Genomic DNA, 26,255 nt, shown 5'->3' on the forward strand with positions numbered 1-26,255 from the left:
CATGGCCAAGCCAGCTGCAAAGGCACCGAAGAAGAAGATCAAGCGCGTCATCACTGATGGCGTCGCCCACGTCCACGCTTCCTTCAACAACACCATCGTCACCATCACCGACCGCCAGGGCAATGCGCTCTCGTGGGCTACGTCGGGCGGTGCGGGCTTCCGCGGTTCGCGCAAGTCCACCCCGTTCGCAGCACAGGTCGCCGCCGAAAAGGCGGGCCGCGCTGCCCTGGACTACGGTTTGAAGTCGCTGGAAGTCCGCATCAAGGGTCCGGGTCCGGGCCGTGAGTCGGCCGTACGTTCGCTCAACAACGTCGGCTACAAGATCACCAACATCATCGACGTGACGCCAATCCCGCACAACGGGTGCCGTCCGCCGAAGAAGCGTCGCGTCTAAAGGGAGCGATAAGAAATGGCTCGTTACATCGGTCCTACCTGCAAACTCGCCCGTCGCGAAGGTGCAGACCTGTCCCTCAAGAGCCCGGCGCGTGCGCTGGACTCCAAGTGCAAGCTGGAGCAGAAGCCCGGCCAGCACGGCGCCACTGCCCGCCGCGGCAAGCTGTCCGACTACGCCAACCAGCTGCGTGAAAAGCAGAAGGTTAAGCGTATCTACGGCCTGTTGGAGCGTCAGTTCCGCAATTACTACAAGAAGGCCTCGACCAAGAAGGGCAACACCGGCGAGAACCTGCTGCAGCTGCTGGAAACCCGTCTGGACAACGTGATCTACCGCATGGGTTTCGCGGTCACCCGTCCGGCCGCTCGCCAGCTGGTGTCGCATCGTGGCGTGCTGGTCAACGGCAAGTCCGTCAACCTGCCGTCCTACCAGGTCAAGGCCGGTGATGCGATCGAGCTGTCGGAAAAGGCCCAGAAGCAGCTGCGCGTGCAGGAATCCCTGAACGTTTCGGCCCAGCTGGACCTGAGCCCGTCGTGGGTGGAAGTGGATTCGAAGAAGTTCGCCGGCGTGTTCAAGGCCGTGCCGGTCCGCTCGGACCTGCCTGCCGACATCAACGAAGCGCTGATCGTCGAGCTTTACTCGAAGTAATCACATTCGCACCCCTGCTCTCGCAGGGGTGTTTGCAGGAGACAAAGCAAACATGACGGGTATCACTCAGCAAGTGCTGCGCCCCCGCGGCCCGCAGATCGAGCGCCTGACCGACAACCGCGCCAAGGTGGTCATCGAACCGCTGGAGCGTGGTTATGGTCATACGCTGGGCAATGCGCTGCGTCGCGTGCTGTTGTCGTCCATCCCCGGCTTCGCCATCACCGAGGTCGAGATCGACGGCGTGCTGCACGAATACAGCACCATCGAGGGTCTGCAGGAAGACGTGCTGGAAGTCCTGTTGAACCTCAAGGATGTGGCCATCCGCATCCACACCGGTGACAACGCCACCCTGAGTCTGACCAAGCAGGGCCCGGGCGTCGTGACCGCCAGCGACATCAAGACCGACCACAACGTCGAGATCCTGAATCCCGACCACGTGATCGCGCACCTGACCAAGGACATCGCGGTCAACCTGCGTCTGAAGATCGAGCGCGGCTTCGGCTACCAGCCGGCGGCTGCCCGTCGTCGTCCGGACGAAGAAAACCGCGCCATCGGCCGCCTGGTCCTGGACGCATCGTTCTCGCCGGTCCGTCGCGTTGCCTACGCCGTCGAGTCCGCTCGCGTCGAACAGCGCACCGACCTGGACAAGCTGGTCCTGGACATCGAGACCAACGGCACGATCGACGCCGAGGAAGCCGTGCGCACCGCCGCCGACATCCTGAGCGACCAGCTGTCGGTGTTCGGCGACTTCACGCACCGCGACCGCGGCGCGCCGAAGCAGCAGACCGGTGGCGTTGATCCGGTGCTGCTGCGCCCGATCGACGATCTGGAACTGACCGTGCGTTCGGCCAACTGCCTCAAGGCCGAGAGCATTTATTACATCGGCGACCTGATCCAGAAGACCGAAGTCGAGCTGCTCAAGACCCCGAACCTCGGCAAGAAGTCGCTGACCGAGATCAAGGAAGTCCTGGCGCAGCGCGGTCTGTCCCTGGGCATGAAGCTGGAAAACTGGCCGCCGGCCGGGGTTTCGCAGCACGGCATGCTGGGCTGATCCAAGCAAGACACAGGTCCCCGCATCTCGGTGCGGGGATCTGGCTGTAAACCGCAGTATTTCGACGACGGGCCACAGGCCCGCGCGATGTCCGGACAGGATGACCGGACCCGGACCAACCGCAGTCCAAGCAACAACGCCACGATGGCGACAGCGAATCCCAATAGACCCAACATTCACTAGGAAATACCGTCATGCGCCACCAGAAAGCAGGCCGTAAGTTCAACCGCACCAGCTCGCATCGCGCCGCGATGTTCTCCAACATGGCTGCGTCGCTGATCAAGCACGGCCTGATCAAGACCACCCTGCCGAAGGCCAAGGAACTGCGTCGCGTCGCCGAGCCGCTGATCACCCTGGCCAAGGTCGATGGCGTTGCCAACCGCCGCCTGGCTTTCGCGCGTCTGCGCGACAAGGAAGCCGTGGGCACCCTGTTCACCACGCTGGGCCCGCGCTATGTGTCGCGCCCGGGTGGCTACCTGCGCATCCTCAAGTGCGGTTTCCGTGCTGGCGACAACGCGCCGATGGCCTACGTGGAACTGGTCGACCGTCCGGACGCTGCCACCGAGTAATCGGTCGCACGCCGACATCGATCCAAGCGGACCCCGGCTGATGCCGGGGTTTTGCTTTATGGGCATCGATGAAATGAAGCCATGCGATGCAGCGTGCCATCCTGTCATTGGCCCGCAAGGGGCGGGATGGCGATAATGCGGGCACTTTCCAGATGTACGTGCCCATGAATCCTTTCCGCTGGTCTTTCCGTGCGCAGTTCCTCTCCGGTTTCGTGGCGTGCGTGGTGCTGCTTGGCGCCGCGCTGTACACACAGTATTTCCAGAACCAGATTCCGTGCCCGCTGTGCACGTTCCAGCGGGGCGCGTTCGCGCTGCTCGGCGTGTTGTTCCTGATTGGTGGGCTGCATGCGCCGAAGGGACGCGGTGGCCGGGCGACGTACGGCGTGCTTGCGCTGGTCCCGGCATTCATTGGTCTGGGGATCGCCGGTCGCCACGTGTGGCTGCAGCACCTACCGCCGGACCAGGTGCCGGCCTGCGGTCCGGACCTGGCTTACATGATGGAAGCCTTCCCGATGGGGGCGATGCTGCGGCAGGTGCTGACCGGCTCGGGCGAATGCGCCGAGGTGACCTGGCGCCTGCTGGGCCTGTCGATGCCGGAGTGGAGCCTGCTGTGGTTCGTGCTGCTGACGGCGTGGTTGCTGGTGGCCGCGTTCCGGCACCGCAAGCGCCGCTGATGGTTTGAGAAGGCCGGCAAGGAGTTGCCGGCCTTGGGTTCATGCAGGCAGGTCAGAAGTCCTGCTGCAGGGACAGGTACACGCCGCGCCTGGGTGCCCACTGCGGTGCGAAGACGCCGATGCCGCCGCCATCGCGCAACTGGTAGCTGCGGTCCAGTGCGTTGACCGCAGCCACCTGCACGTGCAGCGGGTGGTGCGTATCGGCTTCGAAGTCGTGTGCCGCGCTCAGGTTCAACTGGAAGTACGACGGCAGCTCGGCACCGTTCGGCACCGTATCGGTGTCGGTCCGCAGGCCGCTGCCATACAGGTAGTTCGCGCCAAGCCGGTTATGGCCGACGAAGCTGTAGCTGACACCGCCGGATGAAGTGAACTTCTGGTCGTGGTCCAGGTGGATCCAGTTGTCGGCCACGTAGGCCAGTGCGGCGGGGTCGAAGTTGTAGCTGCCGGTCATGACCTGCTTGCCCATGGCCTTGCTGTAGGCCCCATTGAAGTAGGCGCTGATCGGGCCGTTATCGTAATCAGCCGAAAACTCCAGGCCGCGGATGTGGCCGTAGCGATAGTTGAAGGTCGAATAGATGTACGCGGCGCCGAATTGGCCTTCGTCCTGCAGGCGGTCCGCGCGGCGGTCGTAGGCGTCCAGGCCGAGGGTGAGGTGGTCGCCGACGTTCTGTGACACGCCCAGGTCGTAGTAGTTGCTGCGCTCGCTGAGTGGCGCATTGGTGCCGGCGGCAACCTGCTGGTTGGTGGTGCCGTTGTACAGGGCGATGTCGCCGGTGGAGATCAGCTCCGCGGCTGGTGGCGTGAAGTAGCGCGCATAGCCGGCGTGCACGGTGGTGCTGTCGGTCGCCTGCCAGACGGCGCCGATGCGCGGGCTGACCTGGCCTTCCTCACTGCCGAAGGCCTTGTAGCGATCTCCACGCAGGCCGTAGTTCACCACCCAGTCGTCACCGATCTTCCACTCGTCCTGCAGATAGATCGCGGTGGTGCTGGTATGGAAGCGGCTGGCGTCGGGAATCAGCTCCGGAACATTGCTGGTCTGGTTGCCGTCGGCGTCGGCGGGGAAGACCCACGAATTGTTGCTGGCCAGCGCGTGTTCGAAGTCGCCATACACGCCGTAGCGCAGGGTGTGGGAGTCGCCCAGTGGCGTGGAGAAATCGGCCTGCAGGACGTTGGCGCGATTGCTGCGCTGAACCTGCGAGGCGACACCGTCGAAGATCAGGTCGCCTTCGACATCCGGATCGAAGGCCACGCTGCTGTAGCGCTGGCTCAGCGAGACCTGATAGGACGTCGCATCGCCCAGCAGCCCCTGCAGGGAAACGGTGGCGAAGCGGGTCTTTTCCTGCTGGTTCTCATCCAATGCCGACGAGTCGTACGTGGTGGTGCCCTGATCGTCATAAGCAGGCGTCTGGCCAGGATTGTCGGGGACCTGGAAGCGGTTGTTCGCATAGCCAGCCATCACGCTGATTCGGGTGTCGTCGTTGATCAGGTAGCTGAGGTCGGCGAAGGCTTTGCCCTGATGGGTCTTGTCATGCTCCGGCGTGCGGCTGCCGGTGGGGTTCTCCAGGCCAATCTTGTTCTGGTCGTAGTCGCCGGTGACGAACCAGCTCCAGCGTCCCTGGCTGCCCCACCAGGAGGCCGAGGGATTGAAGGTGCCGAACGAGCCCGTGGTCAGGCCGATGCTGCCGCCGTTGCCCAGTTCGTGGCCATTCTTGGTGGTGATGTCCACCACCGCGGCGGTGCGGTCGCCGAACTGCGCCGGCAAGGCGCCATCAAGCAGGCGGATGCTCTTGATCGTGCGCGCGTCCAGGCTCTGGCCGAAGCCGGAGATGGATTCGGGAATGATCACGCCATTGATGCGGTACTGGAGGTTGGCATGATCGCCACGCACGTGGACGCCGCCATAGGAGTCCTGGACCACGCCCGGCGCCTGCAGCAGCACCTGGTTCATGGGCGTGGAGGCGCCGAGCGGCAACTTCTGGATATCGGCCGAGGAGATGGTGAACTGGCTGCTGCCGATGTCCGGGGACAGCGCATTGCGTGCCACGTCCAGCTTGGCAGTCACTTTGACTGCATCCAGGTTGGTGGGCGTATCGGTTGTGCTGTCGGCTGTATCGGCCAGTGCCGGAGCGGTGGCCAGTGCCAGGGAGATGGCCAGGGCGAGGGGGCGGAACGCGTTCATGGAGTCCAATGCGTGGGGGCGAAAGATTTCGTTATTGAGTAACGTTCCTCTCCGTTGCCCCTGGCCGCCTAGGCCAGAAGTCACGCTGCCGGATTCGGCTTTGCCGCGGGTTCAATGACATCGGAAAAATGTCGGAGCCGTCAGGCTTTGTCGTGCTGGCCAGGTCTGCGATCATGCGCGACTGATCTGGAGCCCCACGATGTCCTTGCCGTCCCCCACACCATCGGCCGAAACGACCACCAACGGGTGGAGCCCTGGCAGTTGGCGTGCGCGCCCGGCGCTGCAGATGCCCACCTATCCCGATGCCGCGGCGCTGAAGTCGACGCTGGAAGAGCTGGGCCGGCTGCCGCCGCTGGTGACGTCGTGGGAGATCTTCGCGCTGAAGAGGCAGCTGGCCGAGGCACAGGAAGGCAAGCGCTTTCTGCTGCAGGGTGGCGACTGCGCCGAGAGTTTTTCCGACTGCGAATCCGGGCTGATTTCCAACCGCCTGAAAGTGCTGCTGCAGATGAGCCTGGTGCTGGTGCACGGCCTGCAGCTGCCGGTGGTGCGGGTCGGCCGCTTTGCTGGCCAGTACGCCAAGCCGCGTTCGACCGACATGGAAACCCGCGGCGACATCACCCTGCCGAGTTATCGCGGCGACCTGGTCAATGCGCCCGAATTCAGCGAGGCCGCGCGCATTCCTGACCCGCAGCGGATGATCCGCGCGCACTCGCGTTCGGCCATGACGATGAACTTCGTGCGGGCGCTGATCGATGGCGGCTTCGCCGACCTGCACCATCCCGAGTACTGGAACCTCAACTGGGTCGGTTATTCGCCGCTGGCCAACGAATACCAGCAGATGGTGTCGGACATCGGCGGCGCGGTGCGTTTCATGGAAACGCTGGCTGGCGTTGAAGTGCACAACCTCAATCGGATTGATTTCTACACCTCGCACGAAGCGCTGTTGTTGCCCTACGAAGAAGCGCTGACCCGCGAAGTGCCGCGCCAGCGGGGCTGGTTCAACCTGTCCACGCATTACCCGTGGATTGGCATGCGCACCGCAGCGCTCGATGGTGCGCATGTGGAATACCTGCGCGGCGTGCGCAATCCCATCGCGATCAAGGTCGGTCCGTCGGTGCAGCCCGACCAGCTGCTGCGGTTGATGGATGTCCTCAATCCCGATGACGAACCTGGCCGCCTGAGCTTCATCCATCGCATGGGCGCCGCGCAGATCGCCGACAAGCTGCCGCCGTTGCTGGAGGCGGTCAAGCGCGATGGCCGGCGCGTGCTATGGGTCTGCGATGCGATGCACGGCAATACCGAAAGCACCTCCAATGGCTTCAAGACGCGCCGCTTCGACAATATCCGCAGTGAAGTCGAACAGTCCTTCGATCTGCATGCCGCGGCCGGCACCCGCCTGGGTGGCGTGCATCTGGAGCTGACCGGCGAGGACGTCACCGAATGCACCGGCGGTGCGCGCGAGCTGACCGACGTGGACCTGGAGCGGGCCTATCGTTCGACCGTCGATCCGCGCCTGAACTACGAGCAGTCGCTGGAAATCGCGATGCTGATCGTGCGCAAGCAGCGCCAGAACGCGGTCGCCGCCGTCTAGCGTTGAGGGCGAAGGGTGCATCGCCCGGCGCCGGAGACTTCCGCTGCCCGCAGGCATGATGCCTGGCGTTACCTGGCGACCTTCGGCTCGGCCAGGGTCGGCAGGTATTGCGGGGGCGTCCGCGCCAGCGTGCGCTGCTCGTAGTCGTAGCCCAGTTCGATCAGCCTGGCCTCGCTCCAGGCGGTGCCGATGAACAGGATGCCCAGCGGCAGGCCACGGCTGCTGCCCATCGGCACGGTCAGGCTGGGATAGCCGGCCACCGCCGCCGCGCCGTAACCGGCACCGGGGAACGGATCCTTGAACGTCGGATCGGTGCGCCACGCCGGGCCGGTCGAAGCGGCGATCAAGGCGTCGAGCTTCTGCGCCTTCAGTGCCGCATCGATGCCTTCCGGCCCGGCCAGGCGTTTGATGCGCGAGCGCGCCTGGATATAGGCCGGATCGTTGAGGCCGCCCATCGCTGCGGACTGTTCGAACAGGTCCTGGCCGAACAGGCCCAGCTCGTCGCGCGCGTGTTGCTGGTTGAAGCCGATCAGCTGCTGCAGCGACGACAGTGGCGCGTCGTGGCTGGTCAGGTAGCGCGCCAGGCCGTTCTTGAACTCGGTCTTGAGCACCAGCAGTTCGTCGTCATCCCATTGCCCGGCAGTGGGGATTTCGGCATCCACCACCGTGGCGCCGGCCTGGCGCAGGGTGATGACTGCGCCCTCCATCGCCTTGGCCACGTCGGGGCTGAAATTGAAGCTGCTGCGGAGGACGCCGATCCGTGCGCCCTTCAGTCCGCCCGGACGCAAGCGCGCCTGATAATCCAGCGCCGCATTGAGCGTGGCGTAACCGGTGGTGGCATCGGCGGCATCGCGCCCGGCCATCACCGACAGCAGCGCGGCGGCATCGGACACGGTGCGGGTGATCGGGCCGGCGGTGTCCTGGCTCCAGGAGATCGGCACGATGCCGTCGCGACTGACCAGGCCGACCGTGGGCTTCAGGCCGACGACGCCGTTGACCGAAGCCGGGCAGATGATGCTGCCGTCGGTTTCGGTGCCGACCGTGGCGGCGGCCAGGTTGGCCGAGGCGGCCACGCCGCTGCCGGCGCTCGAACCGCAGGGATTGCGATCCAGTACGTAGGGGTTGCGGGTCTGGCCGCCGACGCCGCTCCAGCCGGAGATCGAATCGGTGGCGCGGAAGTTCGCCCATTCGCTCAGGTTGGTCTTGCCCAGGATCACCGCGCCGGCTTCGCGCAGGCGCTTGACCAGGAAGGCGTCCTGCTTGGGGCGGAAGTCCTTCAAGGCCAGCGAGCCAGCCGTGGTTGCCATCGGCGTGGCGTCGATGTTGTCCTTGAGCAGGATCGGGATGCCCTGCAGCGGTCCGCGGATGGTGCCACCCTCGCGTTCGCGGTCGCGCAGGGCCGCTTCGGTCATCGCCTCGGGATTGAGTTGGATCACCGCGTTGAGCTTCGGCCCGGCGCGATCGACCTGGGCAATGCGGTCCAGGTAGGCGCGGGTCAGCGTGCGACTGTCCAGCGTGCCGTCCTGCATGCGCTGCTGCAGCTGGGCGATGGTCTGTTCGGCGTAGAGGAAATTGGCTGGTGCGGCCAGGGCATCCCTGGACGGGGTCGCCGGCACCGAGCAGGCCGTCAGGACGAGCAGGCACGACAGGCTCAGCGCAGGCCAGGCACGCATTGCAATATTCCGCAGACCGAGACGCCGCAGGCTATACGCTCGCGGCCCGGACGCGCAACGTCAGTGGCGACGCCGGCGCAGCAGGTCGCGGGCCAGGATGGCCACGACTAGCAGGTTGAGGATGACCACCGCACCGGTATGCCAGCCCGGATGCCGGGCCAGTGCGTACATGTCGAAGGGCAGGTAGACCGCCGTGCCCACGCAGCCCAGCCAGGATGCCCAGGCCTTGGCACGCCACAGGCCCCACGATTCCACCAACCGCCAGACGGCGTAGATGGTGACCACCGCGACGGCCAGGTGGACCGCTTCGGGATTGATGGCTTTGAGCAGCGAGGGCAGGGTGCCCCGGTCGGGGTCAAGGTTGAAGCGCGCGATCATCTCGTGGATGAAGCGGCGGATGGGCCCGGGGCCCATCACTTCCAGGCTGGCCGCTGCGATCAGGGCCAGCAGGCCCTTGGCCAGTTCGAACAGCGCCAGCGCATGCAATCCCGGATGCGCATGCGGATCCGGGTTGTAGGGGCGTTGCGGATGCATCGAACGTGCGAAGGGCCGTGTTGCGAGGCGATCAGGCGGCGCGGGAAGCGCGCTTGCGATCGCTTTCGGTCAGGAACTTCTTGCGCAGGCGGATTTCCTTCGGCGTGATCTCGACCAGCTCGTCGTCGTCGATGAAGTCCAGGGCCTGTTCCAGCGAGAACTTGATCGCCGGGGTCAGGGCGATCGCGTCGTCCTTGCCCGAAGCGCGCATGTTGGTCAGCGGCTTGGTCTTGATCGCGTTGACGGTCAGGTCGTTGTCCTTGGAGTGGATACCGACCAGCTGGCCTTCGTACACGTTGTCGCCTTCGGCGGCGAACAGCTTGCCGCGTTCCTGCAGCGGGCCGAGCGAGTACGCCGGGGTCGCACCCGGGGCATTGGCGATCATTACGCCGTTCAGGCGCTTGGCGATGGCGCCCTGTTCCTTCGGACCGTAATGGTCGAACACGTGGAACAGCAGGCCGCCACCCTGGGTCAGGGTCTTGAACTCGTTCTGGAAGCCGATCAGGCCACGCGCCGGGATTTCATAGTCCAGGCGCACGCGGCCCTTGCCGTCCGGCTCCATGTTCTTCAGCTGGCCCTTGCGGGTGCCCAGCTTTTCCATGACGCCGCCCTGGTGGATTTCTTCCACGTCGACGACCAGCTGCTCGATCGGCTCCATCATCTTGCCGTCGATTTCCTTGATGATCACTTCCGGACGCGACACGGCCAGCTCGTAGCCTTCGCGACGCATGTTCTCGATCAGCACCGACAGGTGCAGCTCGCCACGGCCGGAGACCAGGAACTTGTCCGCGTCTTCCAGCTGCTCGACCTTCAGTGCCACGTTGTGCACGGTCTCGCGCTCCAGGCGGTCCTTGAGCTGGCGGCTGGTCAGGAACTTGCCACCGGACAGGTCCTTGTTGCCGGCGAACGGCGAGTTGTTGACCTGGAAGGTCATCGAGATGGTCGGCTCGTCCACGGTCAGCGCCGGCAGTGCTTCCGGGGTATCCAGGGCGCAGATGGTGTCGGAGATGGTCAGCTCGGCGATGCCCGAGATGGCGACGATGTCACCGGCCTCGGCGGTGTCCTGCTCGATGCGTTCCAGGCCCAGGAAGCCCAGCACCTGCAGGACCTTGCCCTGGCGCTTCTTGCCTTCGCGGTTGATCACCGAGACCGGCATGTTCTTCTTCAGGGTGCCGCGCTGGATGCGGCCGATGCCGATCACGCCCACGAAGTTGTTGTAGTCCAGCTGGCTGATGCGCATCTGGAAGGCGCCTTCCGGGTCCACTTCCGGCTTGGGCGCGTGTTCCATGATCGCTTCGTACAGCGGGGTCATGTCGCCGCTGCGCACGCTGTCTTCCAGGCCGGCGTAGCCGTTCAGGGCCGAGGCGTAGACGATCGGGAAGTCCATCTGCTCGGGCGTGGCGCCCAGGCGGTCGAACAGGTCCCACACCTGCTCCACGACCCATTCGGGACGCGAGCCGGGGCGGTCGACCTTGTTGATCACCACGATCGGCTTGAAGCCCATCGCGAAGGCCTTCTGGGTCACGAAGCGGGTCTGCGGCATCGGGCCGTCCATCGCGTCGACCAGGATCAGCACGGTGTCGACCATCGACAGCACGCGCTCGACCTCACCGCCGAAGTCGGCGTGGCCGGGGGTGTCGACGATGTTGATGCGGTTCTTGACGCCGCTGCGCTTGTCTTCCCAGGTGATGGCCGTGTTCTTGGCCAGGATCGTGATGCCACGTTCCTTTTCCTGGTCATTGCTGTCCATCACGCGCTCTGCGAGCACGGTGCGCTCAGACAACGTGCCGGACTGCTTGAGCAGCTGGTCGACGAGGGTGGTTTTACCGTGGTCGACGTGGGCGACGATGGCGATATTGCGGAGATTTTCGATGGACATGCGTCGGCGGGCGCGCTGGTGTGCACGCAGGGCTAGGGAGGGAAGCGCGTATTATAGCCGGTTACCGCCCGGCTCCGGGCCGATTGTTCCGAAGGAGTTAAACCGATGTCCCTGACCGCCACTTTCAACACCTCCCGCGGCCCCATCCAGGTCGAGCTGTACCCCGAAAAGGCCCCGCTGACGGTCGCCAATTTCGTGAACCTGGCCAAGCACGGCTTCTATGACGGCCTGATCTTCCACCGCGTCATCCCCGATTTCATGATCCAGGGCGGCTGCCCGGAAGGTTCCGGCCGCGGCGGCCCGGGCTACCGTTTCGAGGACGAGACCAACAACGGCCTCGGCCATGAGCGCGGCGTGCTGTCCATGGCCAATGCCGGCCCCAGCACCAACGGCAGCCAGTTCTTCATCACCCACGTGGCCACCCCGTGGCTGGATGGCAAGCACACCGTGTTCGGCAAGGTCCTGTCGGGCCTGGAGGCCGTCGATGCAGTCAAACAGGGCGACGTGATCGAGACCCTGACCATCGAAGGCGACGCAGACGCCGTGCTGGCCGCCAAGGCCGACCGCGTGGCCGAGTGGAACAAGCACCTGGCTGCCTGATCCGCTGCAGGCCTGCCCGGCCCGGTTGTCCGACGCGCATGGCGTCACCCGGGCGGGCCCGGCCTGCATGGTAAAATTCCGCGCCGCAAAATCCATGCGGCGCGAGATCCACCCAAGAGGTGTTGCAGTCTTGAAGTCGCCCCGCCCTGAGTCTGGCTCCATGCCTCCCGCGCTGCGCCGCTGCTTCCGCATTGCCCTCAACCGTCCGGCGCGATAAGGCGCCTTCTCCCACGCGGCGGGCCGTGGCCCGCCCACGATGCTTCGAGGAAATAGTGACCATGAAATCCCCAGTCCGAGTTGCCGTCACCGGTGCCGCCGGCCAGATCGGTTATGCCCTGCTGTTCCGCATCGCCTCCGGCGAAATGCTGGGCAAGGACCAGCCGGTCATCCTGCAGCTGCTGGAGCTGCCGATCGACAAGGCCCAGGCCGCGCTGAAGGGCGTGATGATGGAGCTGGAAGACTGCGCGTTCCCGCTGCTGGCCGGCATGGTCGGCACCGATAACGCCGAAGTGGCCTTCAAGGATGCCGACGTCGCCCTGCTGGTCGGCTCGCGTCCGCGCGGCCCGGGCATGGAGCGCAAGGACCTGCTGCTGGCCAACGCGGAGATCTTCACCGCCCAGGGCGCGGCGCTGAACAAGGTCGCCAAGCGCGATGTGAAGGTGCTGGTGGTCGGCAATCCGGCCAACACCAATGCCTACATCGCCATGAAGTCGGCCCCGGACCTGGATCCGAAGAACTTCACCGCGATGCTGCGCCTGGACCACAACCGCGCGCTGAGCCAGCTCTCGGCCAAGCTCGGCAAGCCGGTGGCCGGCATCGAGAAGCTGGCCGTGTGGGGCAACCACAGCCCGACCATGTACCCGGACTACCGCTTCGCCACCGCCGACGGCGCCTCCATCGGCGAGGCCATCAACGACCAGGAATGGAACGCCAACACCTTCATCCCGACCGTGGGCAAGCGCGGCGCGGCGATCATCGAAGCGCGCGGGCTGTCCTCGGCGGCCTCGGCGGCCAACGCCGCCATCGACCACATCCATGACTGGGTGCTGGGCACCAATGGCAAGTGGGTGACGATGGGCGTGCCGTCCGATGGTTCCTATGGCATTCCGGAAGGCGTGATGTTCGGTTTCCCGGTCACCACCGAGAACGGCAAGTACGCCATCGTCAAGGATCTGCCGATCGACGACTTCAGCCAGAAGTACATCGACAAGACCCTGGCCGAACTGGAAGAAGAGCGCGCCGGCGTGGCCCACCTGCTGGGGTGAGCGAAGGCTGCTTGCGGGCCACTGGGCCGCAGCCTTTGCGAACGCCCGCGCTGCTTGCGCAGGCCGGGCGTGCGATCCATCGCTGACGTCAGTGTCATCAAACGCCGGGCCGCGAGGTCCGGCGTTTTTGTTTGCGCGACTGTCGCAACTGAGACCAAGGTCGAAACGCCGGGCTGGTATCGGCCGATTACGCTTCGTGCCATGCCATCGGCTTATCGCCGGGAGGATGTTGATGTCGCACGACGCTTACACGCAGGGCCTGGAGCGCAATCCGGCCAACTACACGCCGCTGTCGCCGCTGAGCTTCCTGCGGAAGGCGGCGCTGGTGCATCCGCAGCGGGTAGCGCTGATCCATGGTGCGCGCCGCTTGACCTGGGCCGACGCGTACGCGCGCTGCCGGCAGCTGGCAGCGGCGCTGCAGGGCTGGGGTATCGGTCGTGGCGACACGGTGGCGGCGATGATGCCCAACACGCCAGCGATGTTCGAGCTGCATTACGGGCCGGCGATGCTTGGCGCGGTGGTCAACACGCTCAATACGCGGCTGGATGCGACCACGATCGCCTTCATGCTGGACTACGCCGAGGCGAAGGTGCTGTTCACCGACCGCGAGTTCGCACCGGTGATCGAACAGGCCTTGAAGCTGTGCAAACAGCCGCCGCGGGTGATCGATGTGGACGATGCGGACGTGACGGCGGGCGCGTTGGTCGGCGAGATCGAATACGAGGCGTTCATCGCGCACGGTGATGCCGGATTCGAGATGACGCTGCCGCCGGACGAGTGGGATGCGATCTCGCTCAACTACACCTCCGGCACCACCGGTGATCCGAAGGGCGTGGTGTACCACCATCGCGGCGCGTACTTGAACGCGGTGGCCAACATCATCGACTGGTCGATGCCGCAACATCCGGTGTACCTGTGGACGCTGCCGATGTTCCACTGCAATGGCTGGTGCTTCCCGTGGACGATGGCGGCGGTGGCCGGCACGCAGGTCTGCCTGCGCAGGTTCGATCCCAAGCGCGTGTTCGAACTGATGCGCGAACACGGGGTCACCCATTACTGCGGCGCGCCGATCGTGCACAGCGCGCTGGTCGCCGCGCCTGCGGAATGGAAGCAGGGCGTGTCCGGCGTACACGCGCAGGTCGCTGGCGCCGCGCCACCGGCGGCGGTGATCGAAGGCATGGAACGCATGGGTTTCCACATCACCCACGTGTATGGCCTGACCGAGGTTTATGGGCCGGCATCGTTGTGCCAGCCGAGGGAGGAATGGAGCGCGCTCGACATCGAGGCGCGCGCCGACCTTAACAGCCGCCAGGGCGTGGCCTGCCTGCTGCAGGAGGACATGCAGGTGCTTGATCCGGAAACCCTGCAGCCGGTGCCGTGGGATGGCCAGGCCATCGGCGAGATCATGTATCGCGGCAACATCACGATGAAGGGCTACCTGGGTAACGCCGCAGCCACGCAGCAGGCATTCAAGGGTGGCTGGTTCCATACCGGCGACCTGGCGGTGGTGTATCCCGATGGCTACGTGAAGATCCGTGACCGTTCCAAGGACGTGATTATTTCCGGTGGCGAGAACATTTCGTCCATCGAAGTCGAAGATGCGTTGTGCCGTCATCCAGCGGTCATGGCCGCGGCGGTGGTCGCACGGCCGGACGAGAAGTGGGGTGAGACGCCATGCGCTTTCATCGAGTTGAAGTCCGGCGGCGAGCCGCTGCCACCCGACGCCATGCAGCAGTATTGCCGCGAGCATCTGGCCGGCTTCAAGGTGCCGCGTGCGTTCGTGTTCGGCGAGTTGCCGCGGACCGCGACCGGCAAGGTGCAGAAGTTCCTGCTGCGCGAACGCGCGCGTGACCTGGATCCAGCGCCTTGACACTTGCGTAATTTTAATTTTCTATCCATGGCAGGCGTCGAGCCGGCTACGGGAAGTGCGGCCATGAAGCGATCTGTCCTGCATTGGTGTCTCGCGGTGTGTGTCCTGGTGTCCTGTGGCGGCACGTTGCCGGTGACGGCCGCGCCCACCAGTGCGCTGGCGGGTTGCGCAACCACCGAGCCGGTGTTTCGACTGGTGCCGGGGCATTTCGATTTCTGTGTCGCCCGCAAGCTATGGTCGAGCGGGGACTATCGCGGTGCCGAGAAGATGCTGCTGCAGGCCGCGCGCTGGGCCGACAAGAATGCACAGCTGGCGTTGGGCGTTGCGTATTTCACCGGGGCGGGGCTCGAACATGATCGCCCGCTTGGGCTGGCCTGGCTGGCATTGGCCTGCGAGCGTGGCAATGCCGTCCTCCAACCCACCTGCGACCAATACCGCACGCAGGCCACGCCGCAGGAGCAACAGGCGGCGCAGGTTCGCCTGGCCAGGCTCAGCCCGGTCTATGCCGACCGGGTTGCAGCGCCGCGAGCGGACCGCCGTTACCAGAAGGAGGCTGCGCTCATGCGTGGCAATCCCGCGTATGGCGGTGCGTGCATCGCCGGCATCGATCTGATCGTGCAGGCGAATTTCAACAGTGATCCGCCGACCGACGCGGACGGTTGTGGGCTGGGCAGCCAGATGCGCACGGCGCGGATACTCGACGTGCTGCACGACGACTATTTCGAAGGCTGGAATGGAAAGGTGCAGGTTGGCGCGCCGCAGTCCCATCCGGACTGATCTGGCCCGCAGAGCAGGGAAGCTGCCTCGATAGATCGACGTTCCTCCTAAGACCAAGGTCGGGAAGCGTCTCCCGGAAGCGGCCGATATTCTCGGCTCCATATGCTCTGGGAGGGGCTGCAATGTCATACGAAGAGGTCTATCGCCGATCCATCGAGCAGCCCGAGGCCTTCTGGGCCGAGGAAGCCAAGGCGATCCACTGGCATGTGCCGCCGCAGCAGATCTTGGAGTATTCCAGGCCGCCGTTCCGCAAGTGGTTCGTCGGCGGCCAGACCAACCTCTGCTACAACGCGATCGACCGGCACCTGGAAGAGCGCCCCGATCAGCTTGCACTCGTCGTGGTCTCCACCGAGACCAACGTCACTCGCGAGATCAGCTACCGCGAGCTGCATCGCGAAGTGAATGCCTTTGCTGCCGTGATCCAGCGGCTCGGCGTTGGGCGTGGTGATCGCGTGGTGGTGTACATGCCGAACATGGCCGAAGCCGTGTTCGCGATGCTGGCCTGCGCGCGGATCGGCGCGGTGCACTCGGTGGTGTTCGGTGGGTTTGCCGCACACAACCTGGCGCTGCGCATCGACGATGCCCAGCCCAAGCTGTTGATTGCTGCCGATGCCGGCAGCCGCGGCGGCAAGGTGATTCCGTACAAGCCGATGATCGATGCGGCCTGCGCCGAAGCGCAGTTCCCGCCGCCCAAGGTGCTGATCGTCTCGCGTGATCTTGATCCGGCCGAACCGAAAGTGGCGGGGCGCGATGAGGACTACGCCGCGCTGCGTGCACAGGTGGGCGATGCGGACGTGCCGGTGGAATGGCTGGAATCCAATGAGCCGGCCTACCTGCTCTACACCTCGGGAACCACCGGCAAGCCCAAGGGCGTGCAGCGCGATGTCGGCGGCTATGCGGTGGCGATGGCGCAATCGATGCGCACCATCTTCGACTGTGGCCCGGGCCAGGTGATGTTCTCCACTTCGGACGTGGGCTGGGCGGTGGGCCATTCCTACAACGTGTATGGGCCACTGATCGGTGGCTGCACGGCGATCCTCTACGAAGGCCTGCCGACCAATCCCGATGCCGGCATCTGGTGGGCGCTGTGCGAGCAGTACGGCGTGCGCACGATGTTCTCTTCGCCGACCGCGATCCGGGTGCTGAAGAAGCACGACGTGGACTTCATCCGTCGCCACGACCTGTCCGAATTGAAGTACCTGTTCCTGGCCGGCGAGCCGCTGGACGAACCCACCGCGCACTGGATTACCGATGCGCTGCGCAAGCCGGTCATCGATAACTACTGGCAGACCGAAACCGGTTGGCCAGCATTGACCGTGCTGCCGGGCCTGGACATGAAGCCGGTGCGGTTCGGCTCGCCGGGGTTTCCGAATCTTGGCTACAAGATGAAGATCATCGACGAAGCCACCGGCGAGGAAGTCGCGCCCAACCAAAAGGGCGTGCTGGTGATGCAGCCGCCGCTGCCGCCGGGCTGCATGACCACGATCTGGAACGACGACCAGCGCTTCCTCGATAGCTACTTCAGCCACTTCAAGGAGCTGCTGTACAGCTCGCTGGACTGGGCGATCAAGGATGAAGATGGCTACACCTTCATCCTGGGGCGCACCGACGATGTGATCAACGTGGCTGGGCATCGCCTGGGCACGCGCGAGATCGAGGAATCGGTATCCGGCTTCCGCGACGTGGCCGAAGCTGCGGTCGTCGGGGTCAATGATGAACTGAAGGGCCAGGTGCCGGTGGTATTCGCCACGCTGCGCCAGGCGACCGAAGAGGCTGGCGCGCGCAACCTCGCTGCCGATGGCATGCGCAGGATGGTGGAGACCGACCTGGGCGCGGTCGCGCGTCCGGCGCGGGTCTACATCGTCAACGCATTGCCCAAAACACGTTCGGGCAAGCTGCTGCGTCGTTCGATCCAGGCGCTGGCGCAGGGCAGCGATCCGGGCGATCTGTCGACGCTCGACGATCCCGGCGCGCTGGAGGAAGTGCGGCGCGCGCTGAGCCGCGGGCCCGATTCGGGGTCGTGACGGATTGGCGCATCGGCATTACGCCTTGATGGGCGCGATGCCGGTGTACTGCGCGCGTGGCCGGATCAGTTTGCCCAGCGTCTGCTGCTCCAGCACATGCGCCAGCCAGCCGGCCAGGCGCCCGCAGGCGAACAGCACCAGCGCGGGCGAGGCGGGCAGTCCATGGACGAAGCAGAGCGTGGCCAGCATCAGGTCCACGTTCGGATGCAGGCCGCTGACTTCATGCGCATGTGCGATCAGGGCTTCCACGTGCTGCAGCTGTGGCGTGTCGCCGGCGCGTTGGCGCAGCATCGCCAGCAGCTCGGCGGCGCGCGGATCGCCGTGCGGATAGAGCGCATGGCCGAAGCCGGGCAGGTCGTCGCCGCGCGCCCAGCGGGCTGCGAGTTCTTCGACTGAGCCTTCCAGCAAGGTGTAGGCGCGTGCGGTCGCGCCGCCGTGGCGCGGCCCGGACAGCGCGGCCAATCCGCTGCACACCGTCGCGTGCAGGTGCGCGCCGGTGGAAGCCACCACGCGCGCGGCGAAGGCCGAGACATTCAGTTCGTGATCGGCGCACAGCACCAGCGCGGCGCGGACCAGTTCGGCCAGGTCCGCGTTGCCAGGCGCCCAGTGTCCGGCCAGTTGTAGGTGGACCGGCTGCGCGCTGGGTTCACTGGCGATCAGCAGCGCGGCGTTCTGGCGTAGCAGCAGTGCGGCCAGGTCGTGACGGACCGGCAGGGCGAGGTTGAAGGAATGGCGGACTTCCAGTGCCAGCAGCGGCATGCAGGCCAGGGTGCGCTCCAGCGGCGGCAAGGCGCTGTTGGTCGCCAAACCTGCGAGCGTGGCTGGCCAGGGCGCGGGTGCATGGGCGAACGGATCGTGCGTGCCGCAATCCCACAGCAGGCGCGCGGCGTCTTCCAGGGTGGCGCCGGCGCGGACCGCGGCCACGGCGGACTGGCCGCGGTAGTAGGGACCATCGGGCTGGATCAGCGAAATCCGGGTTTCCAGCACCGGCAGGCCGCGGTCGAGGCTCTGCGCCGCCCCGCGCGCGGCGCCGCGGCCGGCGCGCTTGTTCTCGGCCAGGCGTTCGACCTCCTGCCTGCGGTACATGCGGCTGCGGTGGTCGGTGCCGGGGCGCGATTCCAGCAGGCCCCGGCTGACGTAGGCATACAGCGTGGCGGCGCTGATGCCGAGCAGTTCGCAGGCCTGGCTGGCGGGGATGAGGTCGTCGTCCATCAACAGGTTGATTTGTGCGATCAAGATTGATCAATGCATTAGAGGGTGCCAGATTGCGCTTCGTTCCGCGAATCGGCGCCTCGCAGGCCGTGGTCGCGACCGCATACGCATATAGATATGGAGTAATGCCATGACGTCCCCGACCGCAGGCGCGCGTTTCCGCGCTGCCCTTGCCGCCGAATCCCCGCTGCAGGTGATCGGCGCCATCAACGCCAACCATGCGCTGCTGGCCAAGCGCGCCGGCTACAAGGCCGTGTACCTGTCCGGCGGCGGCGTGGCGGCCGGCTCGCTGGGCATGCCGGATCTGGGCATCAACACGCTGGAAGACGTGCTGATCGACACCCGCCGCATCACCGACGTGTGCGACCTGCCGTTGATGGTGGATATCGACACCGGCTTCGGCGCCAGCGCGTTCAACATCGAGCGCACCATCAAGTCGCTGATCAAGGCCGGCGCGGCGGCCTGCCATATCGAGGACCAGGTCGGCGCCAAGCGCTGCGGTCATCGCCCGGGCAAGGAGATCGTCTCGCAGGGCGAGATGGCCGACCGGGTCAAGGCAGCGGCCGATGCGAAGACCGACGCGGACTTCTTCCTGATCGCGCGTACCGATGCGATCCAGGTCGAAGGCGTGGACAAGGCGATCGAACGCGCCATCGCCTGTGTCGAAGCCGGCGCCGACGGCATCTTCGCCGAGGCCTCCTATGACCTGCAGACCTACAAGCGCTTCGTCGATGCGGTAAAAGTGCCGGTGCTGGCCAACATCACCGAGTTCGGCGCCACGCCGCTGTTCACTCGCGACGAACTGGCCAGTGTCGGCGTGGCGATCCAGCTGTATCCGCTGTCCGCGTTCCGCGCCATGAACAAGGCCGCGGAAAATGTCTATGAAACCATCCGCCGCGACGGCCACCAGAAGGCCGTGCTCGACACCATGCAGACCCGCGAGGAGCTGTACGACCGGATCGGCTATCACGCGTTCGAGGACAAGTTGGATGCATTGTTTGCATCCCGCGCGCGCTGATTGTCGGCGCGCCGCATTCGCGCAGGATCCGAGCCATGCCGTTGTCTCTCCGCCATACCAAGGGCCAAGACCGCCTGCAGACCGCGCGTGCGTTTCTGGAAAGCGAGATCGAGAAGCTGCCTGAAGAAGAGCGTTCGATCGTCGAACGCTTCGTCCAGCGCCGCCAGGTGTCACGCAACATCGCGCGTGATTACGACCGGTCTTCATCCTTCGGTGAGCGCATCGCCGACAAGGTGGCGGCCATCGGCGGAAGCTGGACCTTCATCCTGGTGTTTCTGGCGTGCCTGGTCGGATGGATGGTGATCAACTCACTCGTGCTGGCGCGCGATGCCTTCGATCCCTATCCCTACATCCTGTTGAACCTGTGCCTGTCGTGCGTGGCCGCCATCCAGGCCCCGATCATCATGATGAGCCAGAACCGCCAGGGCACGATCGACCGCCTGCGTGCGGAGAACGACTACGCCGTCAACGTCAAGGCCGAACTCGAAGTCATGCAGGTGCAGGAAAAACTCAGCGTCCTGCGGGATCAGGACTGGGCCAGCCTGGTCGAGCTGCAACACCAGCAGATCGTCATGCTGCAACGCCTGGTGAGCGACCTGTGCGGCGCCGGTGCCGCCGATGAAACACAACCCAACATTCCAGAGCAGAAGAGCGAGTAATCCCATGAGCGAATCCGCCACCGCCACATCCGGCTTCAAGCCGAAGAAATCCGTTGCACTGTCCGGTACGCCGGCAGGAAACACCGCACTGTGCACTGTCGGTCGTACCGGCAACGACCTGCATTACCGCGGCTACGACATCATGGATCTTGCCAGGAGCGAGTTCGAGGAAATCGCCTACCTGCTGGTCCACGGCAAGCTGCCGACCGAAGCGGAGTTGCGCGACTACAAAGCCAAGCTCAAGATGCTGCGCGGCCTGCCTGCAGCGGTGAAGACTGCGCTCGAACAACTGCCGCCCAGCGCACATCCGATGGACGTGATGCGCACGGGCGTGTCCGTACTGGGCTGCGTGGTGCCGGAGAAGGACGATCACAACCATCCCGGCGCGCGCGACATCGCCGACAAGCTGATGGCCTCGCTCGGTTCGATGCTGCTGTACTGGTACCACTACGCGTTCAACGGCCGCCGCATCGAAGTGGAAACCGATGACGATTCCATCGGCGGGCATTTCCTGCACCTGCTGCACGGCGAGAAGCCAAGCGATGCCTGGGTCAAGGCGATGCACACGTCATTGGTGTTGTATGCCGAACATGAGTTCAATGCATCGACGTTTGCGTGCCGCGTGATCGCCGGCACCGGCAGCGACATGTTCAGTGCGATCACCGGCGGCATCGGTGCACTGCGTGGCCCCAAGCATGGTGGTGCCAATGAAGTCGCGTTCGAAATCCAGAAGCGCTACGACTCGCCCGATGAAGCCGAGGCCGACATCAAGGCGCGCGTGGAAAGGAAGGAAGTGGTGATCGGCTTCGGCCATCCGGTCTACACCGTCAGCGATCCGCGCAACAAGGTGATCAAGCAGATCGCACAGGATCTTTCCAAAGCGCAGGGCAGCACCAAGATGTACGACATCGCCGAGCGCCTGGAAACGGTGATGTGGGACATCAAGAAGATGTTCCCGAACCTGGACTGGTTCAGCGCGGTGAGCTACCACATGATGGGCGTGCCGACGGCGATGTTCACGCCGCTGTTCGTCATCGCGCGCACAGCAGGCTGGAGTGCACACATCATCGAGCAGCGCATCGACGGCAAGATCATCCGTCCCAGTGCGAACTACACCGGCCCGGAAGATCTGGCGTTCGTGCCGATCGGCAAGCGCGTGTGATGCATCGTTGATGCGTGCGTGATGTCGTGCAGATGCGAGAAGGGCCGGCGATGCCGGCCCTTCTTCGTTCATGCAGGCGTGCGTGCCGGCTTACAGGCGCGGCTTGAGCGACTGCACGCGATAGAACGTGTGGTCGCCGATGGTGGCCACGGTGTAGGCGTTGCTCCAGCTTGGCGTTGCGATGGAGAGCGCGGCGAAGTGGCTCGCACCCGGCACGATTTCACGACGCGAACCATTGGGCAGCGACCAGTTGCGCTCCGAGTCCAGCGCGACCGAAACCGACTTGGCCCAGGCGTTGCCGTTCTGCAGGCGCGTGGAGGCGGGAACGATGCCAGGTGCGAATTGATGACGTGCAGTGACCACATCGCAGATCGAATCGCCCCACAGGCCGCTATCACGGCGGCGCAAGGCAACTTCTGCAACCGCTTCCTGTCCACGCACGCTCTGATCGCGGGCTTCCAGGTAGACGGTGGTGGATAGGCACAACGAATCGGCGGCCGGCTGCGGCAACATGTTGTGCGACAGCCATAAGATCCAGGCCAGTTTCATAAGACTCCTTGCTCCGTTTGGCCGCATCTCCTGGGTCGTCCCGTGTTGCGAGGGAAGACGTTGGAGCGATGCAGTTGAGCGTCATGGGGAGGCAGCCGTCTCGCGGGCTGCCCGGGTCTGGCCTGAATCAAAGGTCGGCCAGAAGATCCCGCCTGAACTGGGCGGCGGGTCGGAAAGTTGGCGCAAGGTACGGGCCAAATTCAAAACCTCACCTGAATATCGCCGCTTGCATTCACACTGCTGACTAGGCAGGAAGCGTCTCACCGCGAGCGATCCGCGATGCTGTTCCGCAGCATGAATCAGCGCCTTTCACGCTGACTCTCACAACGATGCGGCGAGCCTGCTGGCCTGGTCGATGGCACGCTTGGCATCGAGTTCGGCTGCGACATCGGCGCCGCCAATCAGATGTGGCGTGATGCCGGCCGCCTTCAATGCATCGACAAGATCGCGGCGTGGTTCCTGGCCTGCACAGATCACCACGGTGTCCACGGGCAACGTCTGCGTGCTGCCATCGATCCGCACATGCAGGCCTTCGTCATCGACGCCGAGATATTCGACGCCGCCGAGCATGCGGACGCCCTTGGCCTTGAGCGTGGCGCGATGGACCCAGCCGGAAGTCTTGCCGAGTTTCGCGCCAGGGCGTCCCGGCGTGCGCTGCAGCAACCACACTTCGCGTGCAGGCGCTTCGGGCTGCGCAGGGATCAGGCTGCCGGGCGCTTCGAACGTGGCATCCACGCCCCATTCGGCCATCCAGCGCTTGCTGTCCAGACTGGACGAAGCGCCGTGCTGCACCAGGAACTCGGCCACGTCGAAACCGATGCCGCCAGCACCGATCAGCGCAACACGTTTGCCTGGCACGGCGCGGCCGGACAGCACCTCGACATAGTTCACGACCTTGGCGTGGTCGGCGCCGGGGAAGTCCACGGCGCGCGGCGTGATGCCGGTAGCGAGCACTACGTCATCGAAGCCCCGCAACATGTCGGTGTCGGCGTGCGTCGACAAGCGCACCGTCACGCCGGTGTCGTCCAGGCGCTGGTTGAAGTAGCGCAGCGTCTCGTGGAATTCTTCCTTGCCCGGGATGCGCTTGGCGTAATTGAACTGGCCGCCGATCTCGCTGCTGCTTTCGAACAGCGTGACGTTGTGGCCACGCTCGGCGGCCACCGTCGCGCAGGCAAGGCCCGCGGGACCTGCGCCAATCACGGCGACGCGTCGCGGTGCTGCAACTTGGGTGTAGCGCAGTTCGGTTTCCGCACACGCGCGCGGATTGACCAGGCAACTCGCGCGCTTGTTCTGGAACACGTGATCCAGGCAGGCCTGGTTGCAGGCGATGCAGGTGTTGATCTTCTCGCTTTGCCCAAGGCGCGCCTTGCGCACCCACTGCGGATCGGCCAGTAGCGGACGCGCCAGCGACACCATGTCGGCCTTGCCGGCGCTGAGGATGTCTTCAGCCACCTGCGGCATGTTGATGCGGTTGGTGGCGATGACCGGCAGCGAGACTTCGGCCTTCAGCTTGGCGGTGACGTCGGCAAACGCCGCACGCGGGACCGAGGTGACGATGGTGGGGACGCGCGCCTCATGCCAGCCGATGCCGGAATTGATCAGGGTTGCTCCGGCCGCTTCCACGGCACGCGCCTGCGCGGCGATGTCCGACCAGGCGTTGCCGCCTTCGACCAGGTCCACCAGTGACAGCCGATAGATCAGGATGAAATCGGGGCCGCAGGCCTCCCGCACGCGTCGCACGATCTCCACGGCAAAGCGCATCCGGCGTTGTGCATCACCGCCCCAGGCGTCATCACGCTGGTTGGTGCGCGCGGCCGTGAACTGGTTGATCAGATAGCCTTCCGAGCCCATTACCTCGACGCCGTCATAGCCGGCGTCCCGGGCCATGCGCGCGGCATGGGCGTAGGCATCGATCTGTCGCTCGATCCCGCGGGCGCTGAGGGCGCGCGGGGTGAACGGGTTGATCGGCGCCTTGATCCGCGACGGTGCCACCGAGAGCGGGTGGAACGCATAGCGTCCCGCATGCAGCAGCTGGGCGCAGATCTTGGCGCCGTGTGCGTGCGCGGCCTGGGTCAGCTGTCGATGTGGGCGGCCTTCCCACGGCCAGGACAACTTGCCGCCGAAGGGTTTGAGCCAGCCGACCAGGTTTGGGGCGAAGCCTCCGGTGACGATCAGCCCCACTTCGCCCTGGGCGCGCTCGGCGACGTAGGCCGCCAGCCTGGGGAAATCCGCGGCGCGATCTTCCAGGCCGGTATGCATCGAGCCCATCAGGACCCGGTTGCGCAGCTGGGTGAACCCCAGGTCCAGCGGTTGCAGCAGATGCGGGAAGGGCGTTCCGGAGTCCATCGAGGCCTGGCGTGCGTCGGGGCTGGGCATTTCAATACGCTTGCGTACGGAGGGTGCGCGCACAGTGCCGCAACGCCTTTCCCCAGGCAAGAGGGAAAGGGCATAAGGGTCTGGTTTCCAGGGCTGAATCCGGGCAAACGAACGATTTGGATACAAGTCCGATGCGTCGATTTCACACTCCGTGCGCTTTGGCGCCCGTATAACCTGCCCCGCGCCGAGCAGGGCGCTGGATAACTTGTTAGGCTGTCGTTAACGTGGTCTTCACAAGCCCCTGCATAATCTGCGCCGGTGTTGACGGCCTGACCGCTGATCAAACATTCGACTGAATGCAGTTAGTCCGGGGATATCCCCGCTCCCACGCAAACGGTTTTCAAAACCCTGATTTTCAAGGAGTCGCAAATGAACAAGAAACTTCTCTGTGCCGCAATGCTGGCCGGACTGAGCCTGGCGCAGGCCGCTTCGGCCCAGGAGTTTGATGACCGTTGGTACCTGACCGGTGCAGTTGGCTGGAACAAGCAGGACAGCGACCGCAATACCGATGACGCCCCGTTCGGTTCGATCGGCCTGGGTAAGTTCATCAGCCCGAACTGGTCGCTGGATGGTGAGCTGAACTACCAGAACCCGCAGCTGGATCCGGAAGACGGCCTGAACTGGAGCCAGTACGGCATCTCGTTCGACCTGCGTCGCCACTTCATCAAGGAAGGCCGCGGCTGGAATCCCTACGTGCTGGCGGGCCTGGGCTACCAGCGTTCGGAAGAAGAGTACGACAACAACCCGAACCCGAATTCGCCGGGCGAGAACAAGGACGGCAACTTCGCCGCCAAGGTTGGCGTTGGTCTGCAGACCACCTTTGAAAGCAAGGTCGCCGTGCGTGCTGAAGTCGCCTATCGCGCCGATTTCAACGACAGCAGCTACCGCGCTCCGGATGAGTCCTACTTTGGTGACGTGCTGGCTTCGGTCGGTGTCGTGATCCCGCTGGGCACCAAGGCCGAGCCGGTTGCTCCGCCGCCGCCGCCGCCGCCGGCTCAGACCTGCGCCGATCTGGATGACGACGGTGACGGCGTCAACAACTGCGACGACAAGTGCCCCGGTTCGCAGGCTGGCCAGACCATCGGTCCGGACGGCTGCCCGGCTCCGGTCACCATCGACCTGAAGGGCGTGAACTTCGACTTCGACAAGTCGACCCTGCGTCCGGACGCCGTGGCGATCCTGTCCGAAGCGACCCAGATCCTGCAGCGTTACCCCGACCTGAAGGTTGAAGTCGCCGGCCACACCGACTCGGTCGGTACCGATGCCTACAACCAGAAGCTGTCGGAGCGTCGCGCCAAGGCTGTGTACGACTACCTGACCAGCAACGGTGTTGATGCCTCGCGTCTGCAGGGTCCGGTTGGCTACGGCGAGAGCCGTCCGATCGACACCAACGACACCGCAGAAGGCCGTGCGAAGAACCGTCGCACCGAGCTGAACGTCCAGAACTAATCTGGCAGCTCAGGGGAAGTTCCGGCCTGGCCGCACTTCCTTTGCAATCCGCGAAAGCCCGGCCCTGTGCCGGGCTTTCGCTTTTTGTCGTCCAGAGAACGGTTA

At 64.9% G+C, this 26,255-nt stretch carries 22 protein-coding genes; 15 read left to right on the top strand and 7 right to left on the bottom strand.

Annotated features, from left to right (window positions below):
* Window position 1: 1 nt before the first annotated feature.
* The 5 genes from rpsK (at window position 2) to O8I58_RS16835 (ending at window position 3,333) form a co-directional block, all read left to right on the top strand.
* Entirely contained in the window at window positions 2-394 is a 393-nt protein-coding gene (gene rpsK, locus O8I58_RS16815) for a 30S ribosomal protein S11 (RefSeq protein WP_093135101.1), read from the top strand.
* A gap of 15 nt (window positions 395-409) precedes the next feature.
* Window positions 410-1,039: a 30S ribosomal protein S4 gene (rpsD, locus tag O8I58_RS16820; RefSeq protein WP_298318631.1), complete on the top strand. Its 630-nt coding sequence runs from the start codon at window positions 410-412 to the stop codon at window positions 1,037-1,039.
* Window positions 1,040-1,091: 52 nt separating this feature from the next.
* On the top strand, window positions 1,092-2,090 hold the full coding sequence (gene rpoA / locus O8I58_RS16825; RefSeq protein ID WP_298318633.1) for a DNA-directed RNA polymerase subunit alpha: 999 nt from the start codon (window positions 1,092-1,094) through the stop codon (window positions 2,088-2,090).
* Between the two features lie 194 nt (window positions 2,091-2,284).
* Window positions 2,285-2,659 (top strand): 50S ribosomal protein L17, encoded by a 375-nt coding sequence (gene rplQ, locus O8I58_RS16830; RefSeq protein ID WP_093135110.1) that lies wholly within the window; start codon window positions 2,285-2,287, stop codon window positions 2,657-2,659.
* 164 nt (window positions 2,660-2,823) lie between these two features.
* The gene (locus tag O8I58_RS16835; RefSeq protein WP_298318635.1) at window positions 2,824-3,333 is read left to right on the top strand and encodes a disulfide bond formation protein B; all 510 of its coding nucleotides are present in this window, start codon (window positions 2,824-2,826) and stop codon (window positions 3,331-3,333) included.
* A gap of 52 nt (window positions 3,334-3,385) precedes the next feature.
* On the opposite strand, the gene O8I58_RS16840 is transcribed toward O8I58_RS16835, so the two are convergent.
* Window positions 3,386-5,512 carry a TonB-dependent receptor gene (locus tag O8I58_RS16840; protein ID WP_298318637.1) on the bottom strand — a complete coding sequence of 709 codons (2,127 nt, stop codon included), beginning with the start codon at window positions 5,510-5,512 and terminating at the stop codon, window positions 3,386-3,388.
* Window positions 5,513-5,711: 199 nt separating this feature from the next.
* On the opposite strand from O8I58_RS16840, the gene O8I58_RS16845 reads away from it, so the two are divergent.
* A complete protein-coding gene (locus O8I58_RS16845) occupies window positions 5,712-7,103 on the top strand; it encodes a class II 3-deoxy-7-phosphoheptulonate synthase (protein WP_298318639.1) in 1,392 nt (463 codons plus the stop codon).
* 68 nt (window positions 7,104-7,171) lie between these two features.
* Here O8I58_RS16845 and O8I58_RS16850 read toward each other — a convergent pair whose 3' ends face one another.
* Genes O8I58_RS16850 through typA form a run of 3 tightly spaced genes read right to left on the bottom strand, consistent with a single transcriptional unit; the run spans window position 7,172 to window position 11,189 of the window.
* The gene (locus O8I58_RS16850; RefSeq protein ID WP_298318641.1) at window positions 7,172-8,776 is read right to left on the bottom strand and encodes an amidase; all 1,605 of its coding nucleotides are present in this window, start codon (window positions 8,774-8,776) and stop codon (window positions 7,172-7,174) included.
* A gap of 60 nt (window positions 8,777-8,836) precedes the next feature.
* Window positions 8,837-9,310: a DUF2127 domain-containing protein gene (locus tag O8I58_RS16855; protein ID WP_298318643.1), complete on the bottom strand. Its 474-nt coding sequence runs from the start codon at window positions 9,308-9,310 to the stop codon at window positions 8,837-8,839.
* Between the two features lie 31 nt (window positions 9,311-9,341).
* Window positions 9,342-11,189, bottom strand: coding sequence for a translational GTPase TypA (typA, locus tag O8I58_RS16860; protein WP_298318645.1), 1,848 nt, complete (start codon window positions 11,187-11,189; stop codon window positions 9,342-9,344).
* Between the two features lie 105 nt (window positions 11,190-11,294).
* Between typA and O8I58_RS16865 the strand changes: the two genes are divergently transcribed.
* The 5 genes from O8I58_RS16865 to prpE all read left to right on the top strand — a co-directional run bounded on the left by O8I58_RS16865 (window position 11,295) and on the right by prpE (window position 17,725).
* Window positions 11,295-11,789, top strand: coding sequence for a peptidylprolyl isomerase (locus tag O8I58_RS16865; RefSeq protein ID WP_298318649.1), 495 nt, complete (start codon window positions 11,295-11,297; stop codon window positions 11,787-11,789).
* A 278-nt stretch (window positions 11,790-12,067) separates the two neighbouring features.
* Entirely contained in the window at window positions 12,068-13,054 is a 987-nt protein-coding gene (locus O8I58_RS16870; protein WP_298318651.1) for a malate dehydrogenase, read from the top strand.
* Between the two features lie 232 nt (window positions 13,055-13,286).
* Window positions 13,287-14,924 (top strand): acyl-CoA synthetase, encoded by a 1,638-nt coding sequence (locus O8I58_RS16875; protein WP_298318653.1) that lies wholly within the window; start codon window positions 13,287-13,289, stop codon window positions 14,922-14,924.
* Window positions 14,925-14,987: 63 nt separating this feature from the next.
* The gene (locus O8I58_RS16880; protein ID WP_298318656.1) at window positions 14,988-15,701 is read left to right on the top strand and encodes an SEL1-like repeat protein; all 714 of its coding nucleotides are present in this window, start codon (window positions 14,988-14,990) and stop codon (window positions 15,699-15,701) included.
* Between the two features lie 122 nt (window positions 15,702-15,823).
* On the top strand, window positions 15,824-17,725 hold the full coding sequence (gene prpE / locus O8I58_RS16885) for a propionate--CoA ligase (protein WP_298318658.1): 1,902 nt from the start codon (window positions 15,824-15,826) through the stop codon (window positions 17,723-17,725).
* Window positions 17,726-17,743: 18 nt separating this feature from the next.
* Here the strand turns inward: prpE and O8I58_RS16890 are convergent, their stop codons facing one another.
* Window positions 17,744-18,961, bottom strand: a complete 1,218-nt coding sequence (locus O8I58_RS16890) for a citrate synthase family protein (RefSeq protein ID WP_298318660.1) — start codon at window positions 18,959-18,961, stop codon at window positions 17,744-17,746.
* Window positions 18,962-19,067: 106 nt separating this feature from the next.
* On the opposite strand from O8I58_RS16890, the gene prpB reads away from it, so the two are divergent.
* The 3 genes from prpB to prpC are packed head-to-tail and all read left to right on the top strand — an operon-like array spanning window position 19,068 to window position 21,776.
* Window positions 19,068-19,955, top strand: coding sequence for a methylisocitrate lyase (gene prpB, locus O8I58_RS16895; protein WP_298318662.1), 888 nt, complete (start codon window positions 19,068-19,070; stop codon window positions 19,953-19,955).
* Between the two features lie 35 nt (window positions 19,956-19,990).
* Window positions 19,991-20,614, top strand: a complete 624-nt coding sequence (locus O8I58_RS16900) for a DUF1003 domain-containing protein (RefSeq protein WP_298318664.1) — start codon at window positions 19,991-19,993, stop codon at window positions 20,612-20,614.
* Between the two features lie 4 nt (window positions 20,615-20,618).
* Window positions 20,619-21,776 carry a bifunctional 2-methylcitrate synthase/citrate synthase gene (gene prpC / locus O8I58_RS16905; RefSeq protein WP_298318666.1) on the top strand — a complete coding sequence of 386 codons (1,158 nt, stop codon included), beginning with the start codon at window positions 20,619-20,621 and terminating at the stop codon, window positions 21,774-21,776.
* A 90-nt stretch (window positions 21,777-21,866) separates the two neighbouring features.
* Here prpC and O8I58_RS16910 read toward each other — a convergent pair whose 3' ends face one another.
* Window positions 21,867-22,325: a cell wall hydrolase gene (locus O8I58_RS16910; protein ID WP_298318669.1), complete on the bottom strand. Its 459-nt coding sequence runs from the start codon at window positions 22,323-22,325 to the stop codon at window positions 21,867-21,869.
* Window positions 22,326-22,646: 321 nt separating this feature from the next.
* A complete protein-coding gene (locus O8I58_RS16915) occupies window positions 22,647-24,671 on the bottom strand; it encodes an NADPH-dependent 2,4-dienoyl-CoA reductase (RefSeq protein ID WP_298323127.1) in 2,025 nt (674 codons plus the stop codon).
* 399 nt (window positions 24,672-25,070) lie between these two features.
* Here O8I58_RS16915 and O8I58_RS16920 point away from each other — a divergent pair, with 399 nt between their 5' ends.
* On the top strand, window positions 25,071-26,150 hold the full coding sequence (locus O8I58_RS16920) for an OmpA family protein (RefSeq protein WP_298318672.1): 1,080 nt from the start codon (window positions 25,071-25,073) through the stop codon (window positions 26,148-26,150).
* Window positions 26,151-26,255: the final 105 nt, after the last annotated feature.

It is taken from the genome of Pseudoxanthomonas sp., from assembly GCF_027498035.1.
Classification (GTDB): domain Bacteria; phylum Pseudomonadota; class Gammaproteobacteria; order Xanthomonadales; family Xanthomonadaceae; genus Pseudoxanthomonas_A.